This is a genomic window from Shewanella sp. K8 (assembly GCF_028823715.1).
GTDB lineage: Bacteria > Pseudomonadota > Gammaproteobacteria > Enterobacterales > Shewanellaceae > Shewanella > Shewanella algae.
The window spans coordinates 1-22,103 of the sequence record NZ_JAPEHY010000051.1 but is presented as its reverse complement, the minus strand read 5'-3'; the positions used below and the strand labels follow the sequence as shown (position 1 = coordinate 22,103).

Annotated in this window: 25 protein-coding genes; 15 read left to right on the top strand and 10 right to left on the bottom strand. The window is 52.5% G+C overall.

The genetic code is table 11. The annotated features are described in order from the left end of the window. On the bottom strand, positions 1-548 hold a 548-nt coding region (locus ON072_RS19915; RefSeq protein ID WP_446741088.1), incomplete at its 3' end, for a PHP domain-containing protein. 750 nt (positions 549-1,298) lie between these two features. Between ON072_RS19915 and ON072_RS19910 the strand changes: the two genes are divergently transcribed. The 6 genes from ON072_RS19910 to ON072_RS19885 all read left to right on the top strand — a co-directional run bounded on the left by ON072_RS19910 (position 1,299) and on the right by ON072_RS19885 (position 3,912). Then, on the top strand, positions 1,299-1,613 hold the full coding sequence (locus tag ON072_RS19910) for a hypothetical protein (protein ID WP_208138777.1): 315 nt from the start codon (positions 1,299-1,301) through the stop codon (positions 1,611-1,613). 3 nt (positions 1,614-1,616) lie between these two features. Then, a complete protein-coding gene (locus tag ON072_RS19905; protein ID WP_025011941.1) occupies positions 1,617-2,033 on the top strand; it encodes a GNAT family N-acetyltransferase in 417 nt (138 codons plus the stop codon). A 127-nt stretch (positions 2,034-2,160) separates the two neighbouring features. After that, positions 2,161-2,829: a hypothetical protein gene (locus ON072_RS19900; RefSeq protein ID WP_044735846.1), complete on the top strand. Its 669-nt coding sequence runs from the start codon at positions 2,161-2,163 to the stop codon at positions 2,827-2,829. 110 nt (positions 2,830-2,939) lie between these two features. Then, entirely contained in the window at positions 2,940-3,290 is a 351-nt protein-coding gene (locus tag ON072_RS19895) for a VOC family protein (RefSeq protein WP_144128448.1), read from the top strand. 34 nt (positions 3,291-3,324) lie between these two features. Beyond that, positions 3,325-3,669: a 5-carboxymethyl-2-hydroxymuconate Delta-isomerase gene (locus ON072_RS19890; RefSeq protein ID WP_261753048.1), complete on the top strand. Its 345-nt coding sequence runs from the start codon at positions 3,325-3,327 to the stop codon at positions 3,667-3,669. A 9-nt stretch (positions 3,670-3,678) separates the two neighbouring features. Further along, complete coding sequence (locus ON072_RS19885) at positions 3,679-3,912, top strand: DUF1289 domain-containing protein (protein ID WP_081737235.1); 234 nt, start codon at positions 3,679-3,681, stop codon at positions 3,910-3,912. 102 nt (positions 3,913-4,014) lie between these two features. Here ON072_RS19885 and asnB read toward each other — a convergent pair whose 3' ends face one another. The 5 genes from asnB to purM all read right to left on the bottom strand — a co-directional run bounded on the left by asnB (position 4,015) and on the right by purM (position 10,425). Further along, the gene (asnB, locus tag ON072_RS19880) at positions 4,015-5,679 is read right to left on the bottom strand and encodes an asparagine synthase B (RefSeq protein ID WP_274626158.1); all 1,665 of its coding nucleotides are present in this window, start codon (positions 5,677-5,679) and stop codon (positions 4,015-4,017) included. A 321-nt stretch (positions 5,680-6,000) separates the two neighbouring features. Further along, positions 6,001-7,647: a M28 family metallopeptidase gene (locus ON072_RS19875; RefSeq protein WP_208137145.1), complete on the bottom strand. Its 1,647-nt coding sequence runs from the start codon at positions 7,645-7,647 to the stop codon at positions 6,001-6,003. A 131-nt stretch (positions 7,648-7,778) separates the two neighbouring features. Next, the gene (locus ON072_RS19870; protein WP_025889385.1) at positions 7,779-8,525 is read right to left on the bottom strand and encodes an HAD-IIA family hydrolase; all 747 of its coding nucleotides are present in this window, start codon (positions 8,523-8,525) and stop codon (positions 7,779-7,781) included. A gap of 218 nt (positions 8,526-8,743) precedes the next feature. Next, entirely contained in the window at positions 8,744-9,388 is a 645-nt protein-coding gene (purN, locus tag ON072_RS19865; RefSeq protein ID WP_025011947.1) for a phosphoribosylglycinamide formyltransferase, read from the bottom strand. Then, the gene (gene purM, locus ON072_RS19860; RefSeq protein ID WP_044734661.1) at positions 9,388-10,425 is read right to left on the bottom strand and encodes a phosphoribosylformylglycinamidine cyclo-ligase; all 1,038 of its coding nucleotides are present in this window, start codon (positions 10,423-10,425) and stop codon (positions 9,388-9,390) included. Before purM ends, purN begins: the two co-directional genes overlap by 1 nt. A 260-nt stretch (positions 10,426-10,685) precedes the next feature. On the opposite strand from purM, the gene upp reads away from it, so the two are divergent. Next, entirely contained in the window at positions 10,686-11,312 is a 627-nt protein-coding gene (upp, locus tag ON072_RS19855; protein WP_028781646.1) for a uracil phosphoribosyltransferase, read from the top strand. Positions 11,313-11,422: 110 nt separating this feature from the next. On the opposite strand, the gene ON072_RS19850 is transcribed toward upp, so the two are convergent. The 4 genes from ON072_RS19850 to ON072_RS19835 all read right to left on the bottom strand — a co-directional run bounded on the left by ON072_RS19850 (position 11,423) and on the right by ON072_RS19835 (position 13,923). Further along, the gene (locus ON072_RS19850; RefSeq protein WP_028781645.1) at positions 11,423-11,752 is read right to left on the bottom strand and encodes an SMR family transporter; all 330 of its coding nucleotides are present in this window, start codon (positions 11,750-11,752) and stop codon (positions 11,423-11,425) included. A gap of 11 nt (positions 11,753-11,763) precedes the next feature. Beyond that, on the bottom strand, positions 11,764-12,153 hold the full coding sequence (locus ON072_RS19845) for an SMR family transporter (protein ID WP_025011949.1): 390 nt from the start codon (positions 12,151-12,153) through the stop codon (positions 11,764-11,766). Positions 12,154-12,330: 177 nt separating this feature from the next. Beyond that, positions 12,331-13,284 (bottom strand): LysR family transcriptional regulator, encoded by a 954-nt coding sequence (locus ON072_RS19840; RefSeq protein ID WP_115390256.1) that lies wholly within the window; start codon positions 13,282-13,284, stop codon positions 12,331-12,333. Between the two features lie 210 nt (positions 13,285-13,494). Beyond that, the gene (locus ON072_RS19835; RefSeq protein ID WP_208142841.1) at positions 13,495-13,923 is read right to left on the bottom strand and encodes a hypothetical protein; all 429 of its coding nucleotides are present in this window, start codon (positions 13,921-13,923) and stop codon (positions 13,495-13,497) included. Positions 13,924-14,476: 553 nt separating this feature from the next. Between ON072_RS19835 and ON072_RS19830 the strand changes: the two genes are divergently transcribed. The 8 genes from ON072_RS19830 to ybgF all read left to right on the top strand — a co-directional run bounded on the left by ON072_RS19830 (position 14,477) and on the right by ybgF (position 21,911). Beyond that, complete coding sequence (locus tag ON072_RS19830) at positions 14,477-16,654, top strand: prolyl oligopeptidase family serine peptidase (protein ID WP_261753044.1); 2,178 nt, start codon at positions 14,477-14,479, stop codon at positions 16,652-16,654. Between the two features lie 128 nt (positions 16,655-16,782). Next, positions 16,783-17,184 (top strand): tol-pal system-associated acyl-CoA thioesterase, encoded by a 402-nt coding sequence (gene ybgC, locus ON072_RS19825; protein ID WP_109248711.1) that lies wholly within the window; start codon positions 16,783-16,785, stop codon positions 17,182-17,184. After that, positions 17,174-17,863, top strand: coding sequence for a protein TolQ (gene tolQ / locus ON072_RS19820; protein WP_025011953.1), 690 nt, complete (start codon positions 17,174-17,176; stop codon positions 17,861-17,863). Before ybgC ends, tolQ begins: the two co-directional genes overlap by 11 nt. Next, entirely contained in the window at positions 17,860-18,297 is a 438-nt protein-coding gene (gene tolR / locus ON072_RS19815; RefSeq protein WP_025011954.1) for a protein TolR, read from the top strand. Before tolQ ends, tolR begins: the two co-directional genes overlap by 4 nt. After that, the gene (gene tolA, locus ON072_RS19810; protein WP_208141813.1) at positions 18,298-19,257 is read left to right on the top strand and encodes a cell envelope integrity protein TolA; all 960 of its coding nucleotides are present in this window, start codon (positions 18,298-18,300) and stop codon (positions 19,255-19,257) included. It begins immediately after the preceding gene. Positions 19,258-19,266: 9 nt separating this feature from the next. Further along, complete coding sequence (gene tolB / locus ON072_RS19805; protein WP_156019495.1) at positions 19,267-20,592, top strand: Tol-Pal system beta propeller repeat protein TolB; 1,326 nt, start codon at positions 19,267-19,269, stop codon at positions 20,590-20,592. A gap of 24 nt (positions 20,593-20,616) precedes the next feature. Next, positions 20,617-21,156, top strand: a complete 540-nt coding sequence (pal, locus tag ON072_RS19800; RefSeq protein WP_025889363.1) for a peptidoglycan-associated lipoprotein Pal — start codon at positions 20,617-20,619, stop codon at positions 21,154-21,156. 26 nt (positions 21,157-21,182) lie between these two features. Beyond that, a complete protein-coding gene (ybgF, locus tag ON072_RS19795; protein WP_025011957.1) occupies positions 21,183-21,911 on the top strand; it encodes a tol-pal system protein YbgF in 729 nt (242 codons plus the stop codon). Positions 21,912-22,103 lie beyond the last annotated feature (192 nt).

Below are 22,103 nucleotides of genomic sequence, written 5' to 3'. Positions count from 1 at the left end.
GGGAAAATACGCAAGCCTTCCTTGATCCTTAAATCACTAAATAGAACTGGCGTTAACTCAGCTTCATCTCTCGCCATACGGATAAATTTTTTGGGGCTGTCAACCTCGCCCGCAGAGATGAATGCATTTAGTTCTTGAATGTTGTCTTTCGAGACAGCGGGCTTTTTCTGGTAATGAGGGATAAGCAAATAGTTATTTAGATCGCCAAATATTTGGATTAGTTCACCTGCACTTATTGAATCTCCAATTTCCTTGATCTTGTCCGAAACCAGATTTGTTTTAATTTGAAACTCTTCTAAATTTCTATTTTCGGAAATAACTAAGATGTGACCATTGTCTAGGTTAATTTCAATGCCGGGGAAAACGATACAGTCTAAAGCGGCTTCGATCTTATGGAATTGTCCAAGATCGAAAATATCGTGATTTGTTATCGCTACCGCATCAAGTTCAGCAGAGTTAACGTACTCGATAAACTTGTCTAACGAAAATGTAAAATCCGCATCACTGACCGTAGGTATTGTGTGCAAGTGAAGATCAATTTTCTTCAATGGTTTCTCCAAAATCGGCTATATGAAGATGTAAATCCTTCTCTTCATTGAAAAAATTTTACACAAAGGTATCCCGTGTACGATGCCGTATAACAGCTGTATAGCACGCATGCGCGTTTTAGTCCTCGGAGGAGTGTAAACGCGCATCGCTATCTGTTTGTATTAGCTGGATATAATACAATTTAGTCCAAATATCCCTTGCAGCTAAACGCGCATGCGCGGTTTCCAAACCTACTATCTACCCGTTTCACTTTTTAACTATATGAATTTAATAATATTTTTTAAAGCGTTACGGAAATAACGCGCAACCTTAGCTGCAACTTCCCGGCATTTTGTCCAGAACGCCAATAATACTGTATAAAAAATCAGTTCTGAGGCGCTTACCATGAGCGCTTCAAGCCCTGCAACCAAGCGCTTTAAAACTAAGTGCCTTAAAACCAAGCCCCCTAAAACCCAGGCCCTACAAAAAGCGTTTAGTAAAGCCATGGCTACCGCACGGGCGCGACATGCTGTTCGTCCCTGAATACCGTTACAAACGGAAAAGTATCGTTGTCGCAGAGCTTTCGCTTAAGAATAAGCTAAAGCTAAGCGTTTGAATTGGTTATACAATACCCAGTACTTAATTTGAAAACAATTAGCCAAAGGTCAAGTTTTTAGCAAAGGTTATAAAACCCTGATTTTGTGGGGGTTGACAACATAATTCGCCATGAAAACAACTGTGCCCGGCAAATCATATGAGCAATATTCCAATTGATTGCCTCGCTTAAATTGCCGGTTTCAGTGCTTGATGGCCGGGGGAACTATTTAGGAGCCTTGGAGTGGCCGGGTGACTTGCTTAATGGCGGGGGGCAGTTGTTATCGCCGGTCAATATGGCTAAATCCGCTTGGGTTTGTGTGCTCGTTGAAAACGGCTACCGGGATAGGCATGAACGGGAACTGGCATGGGGAGGGCGATTAAAGCTGCTGCCAGATAAGCTTTTCTATGTTAACCTTGCGTTGTTTAAGGAGTTTATTGTCGTTTTGCCTCTGGCAAATAGTAAAATTTCAACTTGTATTCAGGGATGAAAAATGCAAATACGTTTGGCTACTGAAATGGATTTGGAACAACTGGTCCTGCTGTTTGACGAGTATCGGCAGGAACTGGGGCAGGGCTCGGATCTGAGTCGTTGCCGTGAATTTTTACGGGCCCGCTTACTGGAAAACGATTCGATGATCTTCATCGCCACCGAGGGTGATTATCCGGTGGCCTTCACTCAGGTTTTTCCCTCATTCTCCTCCTTGTTGCTAAAGCCTTTATGGTATCTGGATGATCTTTTCGTATTGCCCGATTACCGTGGTCAGGGCATTGCCAAAGAGCTGACTTGCCGAGCCCGAACTTTGGCTCAGGATGCCAAGGTGCTGGCGGTCAAGCGTGAATTTGGCGAACTGTCTCAACAAGTCGAGACAGATGGCACAGAGCAAGGTCTGTATCACGCACTACTTTAATCTGCTGCCCCCTGTTTGCTACCATTAGCGGGTTTTAATTTCAGGGGATTTCAGATTGAAAACAGCAGTACAACAGACACCTGTGCTCGACAAGAGCGCCGTTACCAACCTCTTGGCGCTGGCCATTATGCTTACCGGCTATGGCATGCACTCTGATGTGTTATTCAACATCGGCCTGTTTGCCGTATCCGGCGCCATTACCAACTGGCTGGCGGTGCATATGTTGTTTGAAAAAGTACCGGGTCTCTATGGTTCAGGGGTGATCCCGGCCCGTTTCGAACAGTTCAAGCAAGCTATCAGCGAGCTGATGATGGAGCAGTTCTTCTCTGAGGCCAACATAGACCGTTTCCTGTCGACCCGCTCCGACAAACAGAGCCTGGATCTGTCCGGCGTTATCGGCAAGGTGGACTTGGCTCCAGCCTTCGATGCTTTGGTGGCCACGGTTGCCCAATCTTCATTGGGTGGTATGTTATCCATGTTTGGCGGTGAAGAAGCGCTCACCCCACTCAAGCAACCCTTTATCGAAAAGATGCAGCAATCTCTGGCAGATATTGCCAAGAGCGATGATTTTTACGAGCTGCTCAAGGGCGAACTGGAACAGCCCGGGGTGATGGCGGATATGCGTAGCCAAATTCAGGATATTGTCGAGCAGCGGCTGGCCGAGCTTACGCCGCAGTTGGTCAAGGAGATGGTGCAGCAGATGATTAAAACTCACCTGGGCTGGTTGGTTGTCTGGGGCGGTGTCTTTGGCGGTCTGATAGGGCTGGCCAGTGTAACGCTGCAGCGCTTGCTATAACTATGACAAGCCTGCTTGAGCGATAGCTCCGGCCCAAGTTTCAGCCGCCCAAAATAATAAGTACTTAAGTATCACAGCAATCAAGTCGCCCAAGCGGCGGGGGGAAAGCCATGGCGTTACATCATAGGATTAATTATCTTGAACTTCCCGCCCGGGAGCTGGAAGCCACCAAGGCGTTTTTTCAGGCGGTGTTTGGCTGGGGCTTTGTTGATTACGGCCCGGATTACAGCTGCTTTAGCCAGGCCGGGATCGATGGAGGTTTTTTTCGCTCATCACTGAGCTTTGATACCCTCAACGGCAGCCCCTTGTTGGTGATTTACTCAAATGATCTGAACGCCAGTCTGGAGGCCGTCAAGACTCATGGCGGTGAGATCTGCAAAGATATTTTCAGTTTTCCCGGTGGCCGGCGCTTTCATTTCCGCTGCCCGAGCCAAAATGAGTATGCCGTCTGGTCTGAATAGACCCAGACGCTTCTGCCTTTAACAAGGAAGGATTATGCCTCACTGTATTATTGAGTATTCGGCGCCCCTGGCGCAGCAGTTGTCGATTGCCAAGCTGGTTCAGGCGGTGCACCAAGGTGCCATAGATTCAGGCTTGTTCACACCATCTGCCATCAAGAGTAGGTCGCATGCCTGTGAACATTTCCTGGTAGGGGAGGACAGCGCTCAAAGCTTTATCCATGTGCGTTTGGCCATTATGCCGGGACGCACCGATGAGCAAAAGCAAGCTCTGACCCAAAGCGTGTTTGCCGCACTGGAGCCAACTGCGGCCAAAATCGACAGTGTCTCGCTGGAGGTTACTGAGCTGCATCAGCCAAGCTATCTTAAACGCGGCAGCTAGGAAGCCAATATGTCCAGGCAACCAAAGCGCAGTAACAGGGTGGACTCTCCCTGTATTCGTCACTGCTGCCTGGACCTGCAGGATGTTTGCCTGGGGTGCTTCAGGACGCTGGAAGAAATTCTGGCCTGGCATCAGGCAACGGACAGCGAGCGGCAGGCGATTCTTGAGCGCTGCCGGCAGCGGCAAGTTGAGCGTGACCAAGCAACGGCCGGGCTTAGAGTGATGAGAACAAGGCGCAAGTGAACAAGCTCAAAGCAAATAAAGTGGCACAGAAGCGAATTTAAGTTTTGATGCCCGCTAATGAATAAAGGCGCCATTCGGCGCCTTTATGGTTTTTACTTAAGTTCAATAAGATGCGGTATGCACAGAGCGCACCGCTCGGCCGGAAGGATCTATGATGCCTGACAGGCTCTCATCCCAGGCCAGCGCTTCCGGGGTAGAGCAGGCAACCGATTTACCACCCGGTACAGTCAGTGCTGCCGACTCCAGCGGGAAGTGTTCTTCAAAGAAACAGCGATAGAAGTAGGCTTCCTTGGTTTCCGGCGTGTTGTGCGGGAAGCGGAAACGGGCGTTGGCCAGCTCTTTATCTTCCACCTGGGCGGCGGCATGTTCTTTCAGGCCGTCAATCCAGGAGTAACCCACACCGTCACTGAACTGCTCTTTCTGGCGCCAGGCGACTTCGGCCGGGAGCTTATGCTCGAAGGCTTCACGCAGAATATGCTTTTCAATCCGGCCATCGCGCGACATCTTGGCTTCTGGGTTCAGGCGCATGGCCACGTCCATAAACTCCTTGTCGAGGAAAGGTACCCGGGCTTCCAGGCCCCAGGCTGCCATGGCCTTGTTAGCCCGCAGGCAGTCGTACAGGTGCAGCTTGTCGAGTTTACGCACCAGTTCTTCGTGGAAGGCGCGGGCGTTTGGTGCCTTGTGGAAATAGAGGTAACCGCCGAACAGTTCATCGGCCCCTTCGCCCGAGAGCACCATCTTGATCCCCATAGCCTTGATCTTGCGCGCCATCAAATACATGGGGGTTGCAGCGCGAATGGTGGTGACATCATAGGTTTCCAGGTGATAAATCACCTCCTTGATGGCATCCAGGCCTTCCTGGAAGGTGAAGTGCAGCTCATGGTGTATGGTGCCTATGGCATCGGCGACCTTTTGTGCCGCCGCCAGATCCGGCGCCCCTTTCAGGCCCACGGCAAAGGAGTGCAGCTGTGGCCACCAGGCATCGGAGGCATCGTTGTCTTCAATACGGCGCTTGGCAAAAGTTTGGGTTATGGCGGAAATCACCGAGGAGTCCAGCCCGCCAGATAGCAAAACGCCATAGGGCACATCTGACATCAACTGGCGCTTTACCGCGGCTTCCAACGCTTCGCGCAGCTCTTCGCTGGAGGCGCTGTTTTGGGCTACCGCTTCATAGTCGCGCCAGTCACGCCGATAGTATTGCACCGGCGCGTCATCTTCACTGAAGAGGTAATGCCCGGGGCTGAATACTTCCACAGTTTTACATACGGGGACCAGTGCCTTCATCTCGGAGGCGACATAGAAGTTACCGCTGGTATCGCGGCCGGTGTAAAGCGGGATGATCCCCATGTGATCCCGGCCTATGAGGTAGCAGTCCTTGGCCTTGTCGTAGAGGACGAAGGCAAAAATACCGTTGAGCTTATCGAGAAAGTCGCAGCCATATTCCTGATACAGCGCCAGGATCACTTCGCAATCCGAGTTGGTCTGGTAGCTGTACTTGTCGCCGAGCTCGGCCTTGAGTTCTTTGTGGTTGTAGATTTCACCGTTGACTGCCAATACCAACTGGCCATCTTCAGATAACAGCGGCTGGGCGCCGTGTTCGATATCGACAATGGCCAGCCGCTCATGGGCGAGAATCGCTCTTGGAGTGGTATGAATACCCGACCAGTCCGGGCCGCGGTGGCGCATCAGTTTGGACATCTCCAGCGCAGTGCTTCTCAGAGAGGCGGCGTCAGACTGGATATCGAGAATGGCAAAAATTGAACACATGGTAAGACTCCAAACTTGGTGTTTCTTCAGCAATGGCTTCACTTTGCCTGTAGAATTCTCAAAAGCCAAGTTTTATTTTTGAATATAAGTCATAAAAATGGCTAAATTTGTAAATTATAATGCGCTTTACGACCTGTTTTTTTGAGGGTTAAACAGTTTAATCGCTTAATTGGTGAAAGATCTGCATTTTAGCTCGCTGTAACAGCGTGCAAATTGGCACTTTCCCAAAGCCGCTGCTTTTATCGGCGATTGATTTATCTGCCTGGAAAACAACGCAAAAAGGCGCCGGAGGCGCCTTTGGGGATGGGGAAATGTGTCTGGTTAAATCGCCGGAGCAACGCCGGTTTCCGGCCGCAGGCTATAAAACTCTGTGCCCTTGAAATAACCCGGGCGGTCGGCAGAATCCGCCAAGCCTTTGGCGGCCTTGTAGTACACGGCGAGATCTTCCAGCGCACCGGAGAGATCCCAGTTGGCATGATACTCATCACAGAGGTTGTGATAGCAGCCTTTCATCTGCTGCTTCATTGCTGCTTTGTAGTCAGCGGTGGCCTGATCCACAGGTTCGCTGCCGCCACCGGCAAATACCGCAGGTACGCCATACTGGGCAAAACTGAAGTGATCCGAGCGGAAGAAACCGCCGGTCTCGGGGTGTTTCTCTGCTGTGGCATAGCGGCCCTGGGTCTTGAGCGCGGCTTCCAGATAACGCTCAAGCTCAGACTTGCCTTTGCCCACTATGGTGAAGTCTTTGGTGCGGCCATAGATATTGGTGCTGTCGAGATTAATCACCCCTATGGTGTTTTCCAAAGGGTACGCCGGTTGGGCGGCATAGAAACGTGATCCCAGCAGACCTTGCTCTTCGCCTGTGGTGGCGATAAAAGTCAGCGAACGCTTGAGGCGCTTGCCAGCCTTGGCGTCGGCGGCAAACTCACGGGCGATGGCCAGCATGCCGGCGATGCCGGAGGCGTTGTCCATGGCACCATTGAACACCCTGTCGCCTTCGGCCGAACTGCTCATGCCCAAATGATCCCAGTGGCCGGTAAACAGAATATGCTCATTGGCACGGCTGCTGCCCGGCAGAGTGGCAACCACATTGTAGCTGTCGCCATACTCGGCCTTGTTATCGAAACCTATGCTGGCGGTTTGCCCCAGCGTCAGTTGCAGTGGGCCGTGAGCAGCGCGGCTGATGGCGCTGTCCAGTTCAAGCCCGGCTTTGGCAAACACCTTTTTGGCGGCATCCAGGGTTATCCAGCCTTCTACTGCCACTCGCTCGTTGCCGGAATCCGAGGCCAGATCCTGCTGTGGGCCGGTCCAGCTGTTTTCCACCACAGACCAGGGATAAGCGGCAGGAGCCGTGTCGTGAATGATAATGGCGCCCAATGCACCCTGACGGCTGGCTTCTTCATACTTGTAGGTCCAGCGGCCGTAATAGGTCATTGCCTTGCCGTTGAATTTACCGAGATCCGGGCGGGCAAAGCCCGGGTCATTCACCAGAATAAGGGCGATTTTGCCCTTCATATCCAGGCCCTGGTAGTCGTTCCAGTCGTACTCGGGGGCGTTGATACCGTAACCGACAAACACCAGCGGCGCGTTGGTGATATCGACGCGTTCGACATCATGGCGACTGCCGAGCACCAGATCTTGGGGATATTGAAAATCGATACCGGCCAGCTGTATTGCCTGGGTTTCACTGGCGGTATAGCTCACCATGGGCACTTTTTGCAAAAAGCTGCCGCTGGCGCCGGGCTCAAGCCCCATATCGGTAAAGGCCTTGCTGAGATAGTCCAAAGTCAGCTGCTCGCCGCGGGTTGTTGGCGCCCGGCCTTCAAATTCATCCGAGGCCAGGGTTTGGATGTCCTGGCGAAACTCTTGTTCATTGAAACTGACAACGCGGATGGGGTCGTCGGCAGTATTGTTTTGGCTGCAGGCACTCAAGAGTGCCAGGGTACACAGGGGGATCATCAAGCGCATAACGGATCCTGTTGTTGCTTTTATTGTCAGGTATGGAGTGGCAAAGGCTTTGCCCTTGCCCGTGCGCTATCATGGACGAAAAAACGCCCCCGACACAAGCGGAGGCGGTAAAAGGAATGTTACCAATGGTTTCAGATCACATCTATGTCGGCGGCGCAGGCAAAGACATGGTTGGGTCGGAAGGGCTCTTTCTCTATGTCTTCCAGCTTGCTGACACCACTGGTGACCAGTATGGTTTCCAGTCCGGCCTGAAAACCGGCCAGAATATCGGTACGCATGTTATCACCGATAATCACGGTATTTTCGGAATGACCATCTATATGGTTCAGGGCCGAGCGGATGATCCAACTGCTGGGTTTACCCACGTAGAAGGGCTTGCGACCGCTTATTCTCTCAATAGGCGCACAGAGAGCGCCACAGGCGGGACTATAAGCCGGGCCATGGGTATCCGGGTTGGTGGCAATAAAACGGGCGCCGGCGGCAACAAAGCGGGCGGCCTTGTGGATCATGTCCCAATTGTAGGAGCGGGTTTCGCCGACGATAACAAAGTCGGGGTTGATATCGGTAATGGTAAAGCCGGCCTTGTAAAGCTCGTGGGTGAGGGCACCTTCACCTATGACAAACGCCTTGCTGCCTTCCTGGTGCTTGAGAAAGTCGGCGGTCGCCATGGCCGAGGTATAGAAGCACTCTTCGGGAATATGCAGCCCGGCGGCGCCGAGGCGGTTTTGCAGATCTTTGCCCGTTTGTACCGGATAGTTGGTCAAGATAACCAAGGGGTTTCCCTGTTCCAGTACCCGGGCGATAAACTTGTCACTGCCGGGGATTAACTTGTTGTCGTGCATCAGCACGCCGTCTATATCGCAGATAATATTCTTCATGCGCGTCTCGTTCTGTCCTGATAACTGCCCCTATCTAACGCCATTGGTCATAAAATTACAATTGGCCGCTGTAAAAAGCCGGTAACGGAGCGTCATATCCGGGTAAATTAAGGGAAGAAGCAAGCTTGCGCCACAGCCGTAATAGCCATTGTTGGAATGAAAAAAGGAGCCGTATGGCTCCTTTTTGCTGAATTAATCAATCTAAGTTTACTCAGAGATCAGTCCGGGGCGTAGCCGTTGGGGCCAATGGCTTCATCGTCGAGCCAGGCCTTACCGTCAACCATCTTCAGCCGACCCTGGCAGAACCAGCGCACCACTATCGGGTAGATGGCGTGTTCCTGCTCGTGCACCCTGGCCGCCAGAGTTTCCACTGTGTCATCGGCAAACACAGGTACCTTGGCCTGCAAAATCACCGGGCCACTGTCCAGTGCCGGGATAACGAAATGAACACTGGCGCCATGTTCGCTGTCACCGGCTTCGATGGCGCGCTTGTGGGTATCCAATCCAGGATACTTGGGCAGCAGTGACGGGTGGATATTGAGCATCTTGCCCTGGTAACGGCTGACCAGCTCATCACTGAGAATACGCATAAAGCCGGCCAATACGATGAGGTCGGGCTGATATCTGTCGATAGCCGCCTGCAGTCTGGCATCGTATTGGGCGCGGGACTCTTCTTTGCGGGCGATGACGCAACTGGTGTCTATTTCGGCATGATGGGCCCGGATCAGACCATAGGCATCGGCCTTGTTGCTGATCACCCCGACCACGCGCCCTGGCATCTTGCTATCACAGCTGTCGATAACAGCCTGCAAATTACTGCCATTGCCCGAAATCATTACCAATATGCGACAACTCTCCTGCATTAAAGGATCTCCACTTGCTCTTCTTGTTGATTACGATTGGCGATAGTGCCTATCTGCCAGGCGTTTTCACCTTTGGCCTTGAGTAGCTCAATGGCGGCGGCGGCTTCGGCCTGAGGCAGGGCAACTATCATACCGACACCACAGTTAAAGGTGCGGTACATTTCATGTTCTGTGATATTACCGGCTTGCTTGAGCCAGTTGAATACGCTGGGCCACTGCCAGGACTCGCCCTGGATAACGGCCTTGGCACCTTCTGGCAGTACCCTTGGAATGTTTTCCCAGAAACCGCCGCCTGTGATGTGTACCATGGCGTGAACCGGGTGTTTGTCCAGCAGTTCCAGCAAAGGTTTGACATAGATGCGGGTCGGTTCCAGCAGGTGATCGATAAGCGGCTTGCCGTCCAGATCTTGCTGTGGGTCGGCCTGGCTGACTTCCAGGACTTTACGGATCAGTGAGTAACCGTTGGAATGAGGACCACTGGAGCCCAGGGCTATCAGTGCATCACCGGCCTGTACCTTGCTGCCGTCGATGATGGCTTCTTTTTCCACCACACCAACACAGAAACCGGCTAGATCATAGTCAGCGCCTTCGTACATGCCGGGCATTTCGGCGGTTTCACCACCGATCAGGGCACAACCGGATTGGAAGCAGCCTTCGCCGATACCTGTGACCACATCGGTCGCCACATTGACGTCCAGCTTGCCGGTAGCATAGTAGTCGAGGAAAAACAGCGGCTCGGCCCCCTGTACCAGCAGGTCGTTGACACACATGGCCACCAGGTCGATACCGACAGTGTCATGCTTTTTGAAGTCAATGGCCAGGCGCAGTTTGGTGCCCACGCCATCGGTACCGGAAACCAGCACAGGGTGCTTGTATTTGGTTGGCAGTTCACACAGGGCGCCAAAACCACCCAGGTTGCCCATGACTTCAGGACGGTGAGTGCGTTTGACTACGGACTTGATGTTATTGACGAGTGCGTTGCCTGCATCGATATCGACACCGGCGTCTTTATAGCTCAGTGGGGTAGGGGTACTCACTTGATCCTCTCGGGTACATCGTTATGGATTTTATGCGGCGCTATTCTAGCAGTTTGCCGGGGGGGTCGAAAGCCAAGATTGCACTTTATTCATAGGGATATAAGTCACGATTTACCAGATTTATAAAACTTTCTGTTTTACCGCCGGAACAAATCAACTAAAATCTCAGAAATTTGCCCAAATCCGGCTGGTTTGTGCTCTGCACGCCGGGAGCCGCCAGTCTGATTGCTAGTCCCGCCCGCAAGATCAGGAGAAAAAGAATGAAAGTTGTCGAGGTTAAACACCCGCTGGTACGCCACAAAATCGGTTTGATGCGCGAAGCTGAGATCAGCACCAAGCGTTTTCGTGAGCTCGCCGCCGAGGTTGGCAGCCTGTTAACCTACGAGGCAACCGCAGGTTTGGAAACCGAAACTGTGACCATTGAGGGCTGGAACGGTCCCGTTGAAGTGGAGCAGATTAAAGGCAAGAAGGTGACTGTAGTGCCTATTCTGCGTGCCGGTCTTGGCATGATGGACGGCGTGCTGGAGAACATTCCCAGTGCCCGTATCTCAGTGGTCGGTGTTTACCGTGATGAAGAAACCCTGGAGCCTGTGCCTTATTTCGAGAAACTCGCCAGCGATATGGAAGAGCGTTTGGCACTGGTTGTTGACCCTATGCTGGCTACCGGCGGCTCCATGATTTGCACCATAGACTTGCTGAAAAAGCGTGGTTGTAAGCATATCAAGGCGCTGGTGTTGGTTGCGGCTCCTGAAGGCGTCAAGGCGCTGGAAGAGGCGCATCCTGATATCGAACTCTACACGGCGTCTGTCGATAAGTGCCTGAACGATAAGGGCTATATCCTGCCTGGTCTGGGTGATGCCGGTGACAAGATCTTCGGTACCAAATAAGTCCCTTTAGTGAGCACAACTCTTTATTGTTTTTAATAAAAGAGTGAGCATAAGAAAGGCGCCCTCGGGCGCCTTTTTGCTTATTTCGACCTTACTTATTCCTTCTGCTCTTAGGCTGTTTTCATGGTGATAACCGCGGCGATAACCACGGCTATGCCGACCCAGCCTATGGGCTTGAGTCTTTGTTTGAACAGCAATGCGCCGCCGATAGCCGTTCCCAAAATGCCTATGGCGCCCCAGGAGGCGTAGGCGATCGCCAAGTCTATCTCTTTCACTGCCTGTGCCAGCAGAGTAAAAGCGCTCAGCACCAGCAGGATTGCCAGCGCGCCCCACAATTTACGCTTGAACCCATTGGAGCGGGTGAGCGCCATATTGGCGGCAATATCAATCAAGGCGGCCAGCACCACATAGCCAAAGGAGAGCGTCAGAAACTGGTTCATGTTCGCCTCCGTTACAGGTTACCGGCGGTGCTGTTTGCTCCCAAGCCGGTATCCTGAACTTTGGTTTTATCACCTTCATGGCTCTCCCCCAGAGTCACCAACACTATACCCAGGATGGCCAAGGCCAGTCCGGCAAGCTCCTGCGGGTTGAGCCTGGAATCAAACAGCAGCATGGATACCAGGGTGATCAGGGCTATGCCCAAACCTTCCCAAACCGCATAAGCCACGCCTATGGCAATCTTCTTCGCCGCCAGTGATAAAAAGAAGTAGGACACACCAATCAAGAGGTACATCAACAGGTAGCCCCAGATTGAGCCTTCGGGTCCCAGCAGGTTCATGGTACTGGTACCCGCCACTTCGGCGGAAATCGCAAACAATAGAAATACGCGTGCAAGGATCATAATTCACCTTCTACATGAAATTAAAAATATGCATAACGGAGAATTGCGCATTACACCCGGAACTATCTGGCCAGATAGGTGATGAAAAACGGAGTAACAACAAAATTAAGTAGCAATTCCAAACTTACGCCACTAGGTTAACCGGTCAATTTTTGAGTTGGTAGGTAATTGAGATATTCAATTTTGAATATCTATTTCAGTCTGGACTGACGCTTGCGATGGCTGAAAGGTATCTTGCATTACCTTGTGAAGATGCCGGTGCAGCGGGTGATTACGGTAGGTCTGCAAAAAGCCGCCGGACACCACGAAGTGGCTGAACTCCCGATTGACCTGGGGCATGGGGAAGGAGGCCAGCTCCGGCATCAACCTGGCAGTGCCTTGACTGGCGTACATGATGGCGTCGGTTTCCAGCAACATCTGGCAGGCGACCCTAAGATTGTAGGACTTGAGCAGCACATGGGGCTGATAACCCATACGCTGGTACTCTGACTCCACAGTGCATTGCGGATTGTAGGAGGCCGGTGCAGGCAGGGAGACTATCGGCAGCGTGGACACTGTCTGCCAATCATTTTCATCGCCGAGCAGCGGATGATTTTTGCGTGCCAGGATCACCCGTTTTTCGGTGAACAGCGGCCGCATATAGATATCCTTGGACAGCTCGGTTTCCTGATCCAAAATACAATAGTCATGTATGCCTTCGAGCATCTCATCATGGCTGTAACCGTTCCAGCTGGAAAAGGTGAAGCTGGCTTTGGGAAAGGCCTGGTGACAGCTTTGCAGCAATCTTTGTCCCTGTTCATCCATCAGGTAGGGATCTGTCACTATGGCTATTTGCCCTGTGTAGGTGTCGGCGCTGAAGTCTTCGAACTCCAGCAGGACTTTCTCGATAGGGGCCAGAATATTGTCAAACTCTTCTGCCAGGCGCAGCGCCATGGGAGAGGGCTCTACACCATGGGGTTTTCGGACAAACAGGGGATCCTGGAAGGTTTGCTTCAGGCGCATTACACCCCGGCTGGCGCTGGGCTGAGAGATCCCAAGTTGCATGGCGGCCAACTTGATACTGCGATTGTCGACAACCGCCTTAAGTAGGCGCATCAGATTGAGATCCAGAGTATCCAGTTCGTGAGCCATTTCTCTATCACCCCTGTTTGTGGCTGGCGCCACTGTATAAGAGCGCGCGGCACAAGATAAAACATCAAAGTCTGCCACGGCTTCTGTGTTGCTTACGGCAATGATTGCAGGTAACTCGAGAGTAACACAGCTTAACGCTCTAAGCCCCTGTGGGGTTACATCGGCTGACTTTGGCGCTTGACTAATGTCCCGCTCAGAGCAACGCCTTGATTACTCAGTTTCTTTACTGAGTTCTTCTATCGACTTTCGGGCCTGCTTGAGACCTTGCCACAGCAGCAAGCCGCCGAGTATCAGCACCAAAATAACCACGGGCCCACCGACCGTATAATCGTTTAAGGCGATCATCGGCGGCAACTGGGCCGTGTCTTGGTATGATGCATCGGACACTATGATCAAAAGCGCCAAACCTGCTGCCGCCAACAAGGCGATACCGCTGGAGCGGCACCAGTTACGGCGGCGGTTGAGAAAACCGGCGAGGGTGAGGCTGACAGCCGCCAGCAAGGCGCCGAAGATAACCATAAAGTATTTTGCCGGTTGTTGCTCCGGCAGGCTCTGGAAGGCACCAAAAATACAGACATAAGTTGAAAAAGCGCCGACCAGCAGTAACAGGTAAGCAAGCAATATACGCAGCAGTGACATACGGGTCCTTGTTGTCTTTGGGAAAGGTGGCGATTAAAACATAAAAAAAAGCCCACTTGAAACAAGCGGGCCGCAAAAATTAAATCATTGCAATCAACAAATTGAAGGAAGGAAGTCAAGCATAAGAACCAGGGAAAACTGCCATGAAAACTACACAACAGTTTTGAAGTTCTTGGTTTTCATATTTACCGGGGTAAATACTTCCTGAAAACGAGGCACATTTTAGTGACAGAATGTGTCAGCAACAAGCGAGAAAAACTACGTCATGAGATAAGTAAAACTAATGTCACAAAGGTGATGCAGGTCACGTAAATGCACTTATAGCCCGTGTTTCGCTTCTTTACTCAATGTGGATGCATAAATCTGCAATTTATATAATTAATCCTTGTTGCCGTTTTATTAACATTTGTCATTGTTCAATCCTTGCACAGATTGTCATTTGACGATTGTGTCGGTTTTTTTTGCTTGTATAGTACTTTGCAAGTCGCTGCGTTTGCATTTTTTGCTAAAACGCCGCTGTACGCCTCTTTATTTAGTCGGACAGGAAGTTTCCATGACAATAACTACAAAATTGGCTCGCCCTATGCTGTTGGCTGTAGGCTTGAGCCTGGCGCTCGGCGCCTGCCAGAGCACAGATACTCCAAATGGCCAGAGCTCGCTGGCTGCCGTTAAGTCCCAGTATCCGGCGACCCGCGCCGAAGTGCTGGTTGAAAATATTCACGGTGTTCAGGTTGCCGATCCTTATCGCCACCTGGAAGAAAGCACCCCGGAAACCGAAGCCTGGGTCAAGGCTCAGCAAGCTTTTGGACAGGAATATCTGTCGGCTATCCCCAACAAGCAGGCGGTAGTCGACAGGATCACCACCCTGTGGAACTACGAAAAAATCTCTGCCCCCTTTGAAAAGGGTGACAACACCTTCTACTACCGCAACGACGGTCTGCAGGCCCAGTCAGTGCTCTATGTCAAAGACAAGCAGGGTAATGAGAAGGTGTTGTTGGATCCCAACGCTTTCTCCGACAAGGGCACAGTTGCCCTGTCCGGCGTGTCAGTGAGTGACGATGGCAAGGTGCTGGCCTATGGTGTCTCCGAGTCCGGCTCCGACTGGCAACAGTGGCAGTTTATGGATATTGCCAGCGGCAAGCTGCTCAGCGACAAACTGGAGTGGATCAAGTTCTCCTCTGCCGTGTGGGATCATGCCAACGAAGGCGTATTCTATGCCCGCTATGATGCCCCGGCCGGCGGAGACAAGATGGCCGATGTCAACTTCAACCAAAAGGTTTACTACCATAAGCTGGGCACAGATCAGAGCCAGGACAAGCTGGTTTATGAAAGACCGCAAAACAAGGACTGGGGCTTTGGTATCGGTGTTTCTGAAGACGGTGACTATCTGCTGCTGTCCATCTCTCAAGGGACCGACAGCCGCAACCGCTTCTTCTATAAGTCACTCAAAGATCCAAAAGCGGAAGTGGTCGAGCTGATTTCCGAGTTGGAAGCCGAGTACAGCTTTATCGGCAACGACAAGTCAGTGTTCTATTTCAAGACAGATCTCGATGCCCCCAACGGCAAAGTGATTGCGATAGATTTGCGCCGTCCGGCCAAAAAAGACTGGAAGACAGTGATCCCTGAGACAAAGGATCCTATCGCCAGTGTCGGTATCATCAATGATCATCTGGTGGTGAGCTCACTGCATGATGTGCTGGGACAGCTGTCCATCTACTCCATGGGCGGCGTCAAGCGCCAGGACGTGACTCTGCCGGGCAAAGGCAAGATTGCCGGCCCATACGGCAAGCGCAGCAAAGACTACTTCTATTACACCTTCAACAGTTATGTGCAGCCGCAGACCACCTATAAGTTTGACTTCAAGAAAGGTGAGTCCGAGCTGTACCAGAGCCCTAAAATCGCCTTCAATCCGGATGATTATGTATCCGAGCAGGTGTTCTACACCAGCAAGGACGGTACCAAGGTGCCCATGATGCTGTCATACAAGAAAGGGCTGAAGAAAGACGGCACCAACCCGACACTCCTGTATGCCTATGGTGGTTTTGCCATCTCCATGACCCCAAGATTCAGCCCGGCCAATATCGCCTGGCTGGATATGGGCGGCATCTATGCTGTGCCCAGCCTGCGTGGCGGCGCCGAATATGGTGAGAGCTGGCACCAGGCCGGTATGTTCGACAAGAAGCAAAATGTGTTTGACGACTATTTTGCCGCAGCCGAATACCTGTTGGACCAGGGCTATACCAACAAGAGCAAGCTTGGCGCCTATGGCCGCAGTAATGGTGGTTTGTTGATGGGCGCCGCCGTGACCCAAAGACCGGATCTGTTTGCCGCCGTGCTGCCCGCCGTAGGGGTACTGGATATGCTCAGATTCCACAAGTTTACCATAGGCTGGGCCTGGACCAGTGAATACGGCAGTGCCGACAATGCCGAGCAGTTCCCGGCGTTGCTGGCTTACTCGCCATATCACAACGTCAAGTCTCAGGCTTATCCTGCGACCATGGTGATGACAGCCGATCATGACGACAGGGTGGTGCCGCTGCACAGCTTCAAGTTTGCCGCCATGATGCAGGCCAAGCAGCAGGGGGATCAGCCGGTTATCATGCGTATCGAGTCCAATGCCGGTCACGGTGCAGGTAAACCCACGGCGATGAAGATAGATGAAGCGACGGATATCTTCACCTTCCTGTGGCACAACTTTGGCTTGACCCTGCCGAGCAAAATCGACGGTTAAGCTTAAGTTAAGCCTTGAAAAAATAAACTGGGGCCTGCGGGCCCCTTTGCTTTTTCCGCCATTCACAAGCGGATTGTGGATAAGGTATAGTAGGCCTCACTTTTGGCGCATTAAAAGCAAGTGGAAGCATGTTTCGTTGGCCTATCACTGTCTATTATGAAGACACAGACGCGGGTGGGGTGGTTTACCATTCCAACTATTTGAAATTTTTTGAAAGAGCCCGAAGTGAGTGGCTCAGGTCTATGTTGGTGAGCCAAACCGCCCTGTTGCAGCAGGATATCGCCTTTGTGGTACGCCATGCCGAGCTGGATTTCTGCAAGGCGGCGCGATTTGAGCAGAACCTTTGGGTGGAAACCCGTGTCTCAGAAGTGAAGCGGGCATCTTTGGTGTTTGAACAGCGCCTGGTAGATGCCGAGGGTGAGTGTTATTGCGCAGCCAGCATTCTGGTTGCCTGTATTTCGCTCGAGCGCATGCGGCCATTGGCCATTCCCCAACACATATTGCAGGAGTTTAAAAAAGGTGGAAGCTGAGATTTCGTTTATTGGATTGTTCATGCAGGCCAGTCTGTTGGTAAAACTGGTGATGCTCACCTTATTGTCTCTGTCTATCGCGTCCTGGGCTGTGATTATCCAGAGGCGCAAACTCCTGAAAGCGGCCAGGCAAAATGCCGAACGCTTCGAAGAGAAGTTTTGGTCCGGTGTGGATCTCAATCGTTTATACCAGGAGCTGTCGGCCCGCCAGGAAAGTAACTCAGGGCTTGAGTCCATGTTCGTATCCGGTTTTAAGGAATACGCCCGCCTGTCGAAACTGAACGGCCGGGTGCCAGAAGCCATTATGGATGGCAGCTATCGCGCCATGCGGATCTCCCTCTCCAAAGAGTTGGATAAGCTGGAAACCCATCTGCCACTCTTGGCAACCATAGGCTCCACCAGTCCCTATATCGGCCTGTTTGGTACAGTTTGGGGGATCATGAACTCCTTTATCGCCTTGGGCGCGGTTGAAAATGCCACTCTGGCCATGGTGGCACCGGGTATTGCCGAAGCGCTTATCGCTACCGCCATGGGCTTGTTCGCCGCGATTCCAGCGGTTATCGCTTATAACAGATTCTCCACTCAGGTGGAAAAGGTCGAGTCTTCCTACGCCAACTTTATGGAAGAGTTCTCCGGTATATTGCACCGTCAGGCATACAGCGATAAGGAAGCCGTATGATGCAGGGATATCAGCGCAAGCGGCGTCGCCCCGTCGCTGAAATCAATGTGGTGCCCTATATCGACGTGATGTTGGTGCTGCTGATCATCTTTATGGTGACGGCGCCGATTGTGACTCAGGGGGTGAAAGTGGACTTGCCTCAGGGTAAGGCCGAGCCGCTGCCCGCCGACAGCAAGCCGCCTGTGGTGGCCTCCATCAATGCCGAGGGTGAGTATTTTCTCGACTTGGGTGGCTCACCCAATAATGAGGTGCTGGATCTGGAAGAGATCAGCACCCGGGTCAGCGCCATCATCAAGATGGAGCCGGATCGCCCCGTGGTGGTCAAGGGCGATCGCGCCATTCCCTACGAGCGGGTAATCCAACTGATGGTGTCGCTGCAAAATGCCGGCGTGCCTTCGGTCGGTTTGATGACAGATTCGCCAGAGGAGAAGTAAGTGGCTGGGAAATCTGATTTTACTGTCCCCTTTATCATCTCAGCTGTGCTGCATATCGGGGTTATTGCGATTCTGGCCATGGGCGTGGACTTTCAGGACAAATCCAAATTGCCGACACCACAGGCTCAGTCTGCGCCTGTGCAGGCCGTGGTGGTCGATCAACAGAAAGTGGATGACTATGTCCAGAAGCTGAAACAGGACAAGGCCGCCGCCGAGCGCCGTGAGCGCGAACGGCAGCAGGAGCTGGATCGCAAGGCCAATGAAGCCAAAAAGGCCCGTGAGCAGGAGCAGGAACGGATCCGCAAGCTGGAAGTCGAGCGCAAGCAAAAAGAGCTGGAAACCCAGAAAGCTGCCGATGCTGCCAAGGCTGCCAAGCTGAAAGAGCAGCAGGAGAAAGAAAAAGCCCAGAAGGCTGAGGCCGAGCGTAAGGCCAAGGAGCAACAGCGTAAGGAAGCCGAAGAGGCTGCTCTTAAGGCAGAGCAGAAACGCAAGGCTGAAGAAGCCGCCGCCAAAAAAGCGGAAGAGGAGCGAAAACGCAAAGAAGCTGAGCGAAAGGCCAAAGAGGAAGCCGAGCGTAAACGCAAGGCCGAGGAAGAGGCCCGTCGCCGTCAGGAGCAGGAGTTGGCCGATGCGCTGGCCGCCGAGCAAGCCGCCTTGTCTGCTACCCGTAATCGTCAGGTCATGAGTGAAGTCGACCGTTACCGGGCGATGATCACCGCCACTATTCAGCGCAATCTGGTGGTGGATGAGTCTATGCGGGGTAAAGTCTGTAAGGTCAAGGTGCGTCTGGCCAAAGACGGTTTTGTCACCAACAGCCAGATCATCGAAGGGGATCCTGTGGTATGTCGCGCCGCCAAGGCCGCCATCAACAAGGCCGGGCGTTTACCGGTTTCCCAGGAGCCTGATGTGTATCAGCTGATGAAAGAGATCAATTTAGAAGTTAGACCGGAATTCAACTAAGGGAGCCCCATGAAACGAATTGCCAAGAGTCTTATCTGTTTGCTGGCTGTGCTGGTGCTGCCGGCAAAGGCGGCACTGGATATAGTGATCACCGAAGGGGTGGACGCCGCGCGCCCCATCGCCGTGGTGCCATTTGTCTGGCAGGGCACTGGACCGGCCCCAGAGTCGATTTCGGATGTAGTGATGTCCGATTTGACCCGCAGCGGTACCTTCAAACCACTGGATGAATTGTCATTGGGTCAGCGCGCCATCAGCAAGATGGACGAGTTCAATGCCACCGCCTGGAAAAATGTTTCTGCCGAAGCCGTGGTGATGGGCTATGTGAAACCCTATGGCGCCGGTAAGTATCTGGTGAGCTTTGATTTGGTGGATCTGGTGAAGGCGCAGATGCAGTCCGGTGGCCCTCAGTCCCGCAGCGAGCTGCTGCTGGATAGCCGCGAAACCGTCATCAGCGAAGCACAGTTCCGCCAGTATGGTCACAGGATCAGCGATATAGTCTACGAGAAGCTAACCGGGATCCGCGGCGCCTTTTTGACTCGTATCGCCTATGTGGTGGTTAATCACCAGGAGAAGAATCCCTACCGCCTGATGATTGCCGACTACGACGGCTACAATGAACAAATGCTGCTGCGATCGCCTGAGCCTTTGATGTCTCCTGCCTGGTCTCCGGACGGGCGCAAGCTGGCCTATGTCAGTTTCGAAAACAAAAAGGCCGAAGTATTTGTCCAGGATATCTATAGTCAGAGCCGCACCAAGGTTACCAGCTTCCCCGGTATCAACGGCTCGCCGAGCTTCTCGCCCGATGGCAGCAAGCTGGCGGTGACTCTGTCCCGTGACGGTCAACCTGAGGTCTACGTAGTAGAGATAGCCACGGGTGCGCTCAAGCGGATCACTAATCACTATGCCATTGATACCGAAGCTACTTGGTTCCCCGATGGCAAGTCGCTGCTGTTCACCTCCGAGCGGGGTGGCAGGCCCCAGCTATATCAGGTAGAGTTGGCCTCAGGCAAGGTGACCCGCCTGACATTCGAAGGCGAGTGGAACCTGGGGGGTACTGTGACCCCTGATGGCCGCAGTATGATTTTCGTCAACAGAACCAACGGCAAATACAATATTGCCCGTATGGATCTGCAGACGCGTTTTATGCAGGTGTTGACCTCAACCCGGCTCGATGAGTCACCCAGCGTTGCCCCTAACGGCACCATGGTGATTTATGGCACCACCTATAACGGCAAGCAGGTGCTGGCAGCGGTATCTGTCGATGGCCGTTTCAAGGCGCGGTTGCCAGTGGGGCAGGGCGAGGTGAAATCACCCGCTTGGTCACCGTTTCTATAACTTATATTTCAGAAGGATAACATGATGGATCTCAACAAGTTGTTTAAGGCAATCGTAATCGCTGCGCCATTACTGGCTCTGGGTGCCTGTAGCTCAACTTCAGAATCAGAAACGGACGCCAGCGGTTCGACAACTTCCGGTAGCGAGTACGGCAATGGTGCCGGCGGCGTGGAAATCGGTGGCGCCAATCCGGTTTTGAGCCCGGAAGAGCAGCAGCGCCTCAAGTTCCAGGAACTGCGTAAAGAACACATCATCTACTTTGATTTTGACCGCAGTGAAGTGCAGACAGAATTTGCTGAAATTCTGGAAGCCCACGGTACTTATCTGGTTGAACATCCTAACGTACGCGTGTTGATCGAAGGCCACGCCGACGAGCGTGGTACGCCTGAGTACAACATAGCTCTGGGTGAGCGCCGCGCCAAGGCTGTAGCCAAGTACCTGCAGGGTATGGGTGTACTGCCAAGCCAGATGAGCATTGTCAGCTATGGTGAAGAGAAGCCTCTGGATATGAGCCACACAGACGAAGGTTTTGCCAAGAACCGTCGCGCTGTGCTGGTGTATTGATCCCGGCATTAGAGGGACATTGAAGAATGAAGAAAGCCGTTATCATCACGGCCATGCTTCTGGGAACTGGGGTCGCTTATGCGGCCCCAGCGCCCGTTGAAGACATTGGCGGCGGTTCCAGTGAGGATCGCATCGCCCGCCTTGAGCGGATCATCAAGGCCCGTCAGCAAGCCGAGTTTGAGACCATGCGCAGAATGGATACTCTGCAGCAGGAGGTGCTGGAACTCCGAGGCCTGACCGAACAACAGAACTATCAGATAAACCAGATGTTGCAGCGTCAGCGCCAGCTCTATGACGAAATCGCCAACCTGCAAAGCAAGCCTGCGGCGCCCGCCGTCAGCCAAACCCCATCAAATGTGGTGGCCAGTTCGTCTTTGTCCGAGACCGACAGCTATCAAAGGGCGGTCGATCTGGTACTGAAAGAGCGCCAGTACGACGCAGCAATTCCGGCATTTCGTGACTTTATCAAGCAGTACCCCAATTCGGGCTTTGCCGATAACGCCAACTATTGGCTCGGGCAACTGCTCTATAATAAGAATGAATTTGCCGAAGCCAAAACCGCTTTTGCCAATGTGGTCGATAACTTCAAAGAATCGGGTAAGCGGGCCGACAGTCTGGTTAAACTTGGGCTGATTGCCGAAAAAACAGGCGATAAAACGGCAGCAAAGAACTACTATCAGCAAGTGGTGAAACAGTACGCAAACAGCGCTGCAGCAAGGATTGCACAGCAGCAATTGGCGGCAATTAAACCATGATTTAACTAAAAAACATCCGCCCAGTTTGTTTTTCATGCAAACAACAAAAAATCGGGAATTTACACTTGCATGAGAATCACAAAGCGGTATTATAGGCGCCCTCAGCACGGCATGGCCTGCTGAGGCGAAACCTGAATGGGTCGTTAGCTCAGTCGGTAGAGCAGTTGGCTTTTAACCAATTGGTCGAAGGTT

What these genes read in the sequence shown, in the direction of transcription:
- asnB (WP_274626158.1), bottom strand. Translation starts at nt 5,679, where the DNA reads ATGTGTTCAATTTTTGCCATTCTCGATATCCAGTCTGACGCCGCCTCT.
- ON072_RS19850 (WP_028781645.1), bottom strand. Translation starts at nt 11,752, where the DNA reads ATGAACCAGTTTCTGACGCTCTCCTTTGGCTATGTGGTGCTGGCCGCC.
- ON072_RS19875 (WP_208137145.1), bottom strand. Translation starts at nt 7,647, where the DNA reads ATGCGCTTGATGATCCCCCTGTGTACCCTGGCACTCTTGAGTGCCTGC.
- ON072_RS19885 (WP_081737235.1), top strand. Translation starts at nt 3,679, where the DNA reads ATGTCCAGGCAACCAAAGCGCAGTAACAGGGTGGACTCTCCCTGTATT.
- ON072_RS19840 (WP_115390256.1), bottom strand. Translation starts at nt 13,284, where the DNA reads ATGGCTCACGAACTGGATACTCTGGATCTCAATCTGATGCGCCTACTT.
- pal (WP_025889363.1), top strand. Translation starts at nt 20,617, where the DNA reads ATGGATCTCAACAAGTTGTTTAAGGCAATCGTAATCGCTGCGCCATTA.
- ON072_RS19895 (WP_144128448.1), top strand. Translation starts at nt 2,940, where the DNA reads ATGGCGTTACATCATAGGATTAATTATCTTGAACTTCCCGCCCGGGAG.
- ON072_RS19890 (WP_261753048.1), top strand. Translation starts at nt 3,325, where the DNA reads ATGCCTCACTGTATTATTGAGTATTCGGCGCCCCTGGCGCAGCAGTTG.
- ybgC (WP_109248711.1), top strand. Translation starts at nt 16,783, where the DNA reads ATGTTTCGTTGGCCTATCACTGTCTATTATGAAGACACAGACGCGGGT.
- ON072_RS19835 (WP_208142841.1), bottom strand. Translation starts at nt 13,923, where the DNA reads ATGTCACTGCTGCGTATATTGCTTGCTTACCTGTTACTGCTGGTCGGC.
- upp (WP_028781646.1), top strand. Translation starts at nt 10,686, where the DNA reads ATGAAAGTTGTCGAGGTTAAACACCCGCTGGTACGCCACAAAATCGGT.
- ON072_RS19870 (WP_025889385.1), bottom strand. Translation starts at nt 8,525, where the DNA reads ATGAAGAATATTATCTGCGATATAGACGGCGTGCTGATGCACGACAAC.
- ybgF (WP_025011957.1), top strand. Translation starts at nt 21,183, where the DNA reads ATGAAGAAAGCCGTTATCATCACGGCCATGCTTCTGGGAACTGGGGTC.
- tolR (WP_025011954.1), top strand. Translation starts at nt 17,860, where the DNA reads ATGATGCAGGGATATCAGCGCAAGCGGCGTCGCCCCGTCGCTGAAATC.
- ON072_RS19830 (WP_261753044.1), top strand. Translation starts at nt 14,477, where the DNA reads ATGACAATAACTACAAAATTGGCTCGCCCTATGCTGTTGGCTGTAGGC.
- ON072_RS19900 (WP_044735846.1), top strand. Translation starts at nt 2,161, where the DNA reads ATGCTTACCGGCTATGGCATGCACTCTGATGTGTTATTCAACATCGGC.
- ON072_RS19845 (WP_025011949.1), bottom strand. Translation starts at nt 12,153, where the DNA reads ATGATCCTTGCACGCGTATTTCTATTGTTTGCGATTTCCGCCGAAGTG.
- purN (WP_025011947.1), bottom strand. Translation starts at nt 9,388, where the DNA reads ATGCAGGAGAGTTGTCGCATATTGGTAATGATTTCGGGCAATGGCAGT.
- tolB (WP_156019495.1), top strand. Translation starts at nt 19,267, where the DNA reads ATGAAACGAATTGCCAAGAGTCTTATCTGTTTGCTGGCTGTGCTGGTG.
- ON072_RS19905 (WP_025011941.1), top strand. Translation starts at nt 1,617, where the DNA reads ATGCAAATACGTTTGGCTACTGAAATGGATTTGGAACAACTGGTCCTG.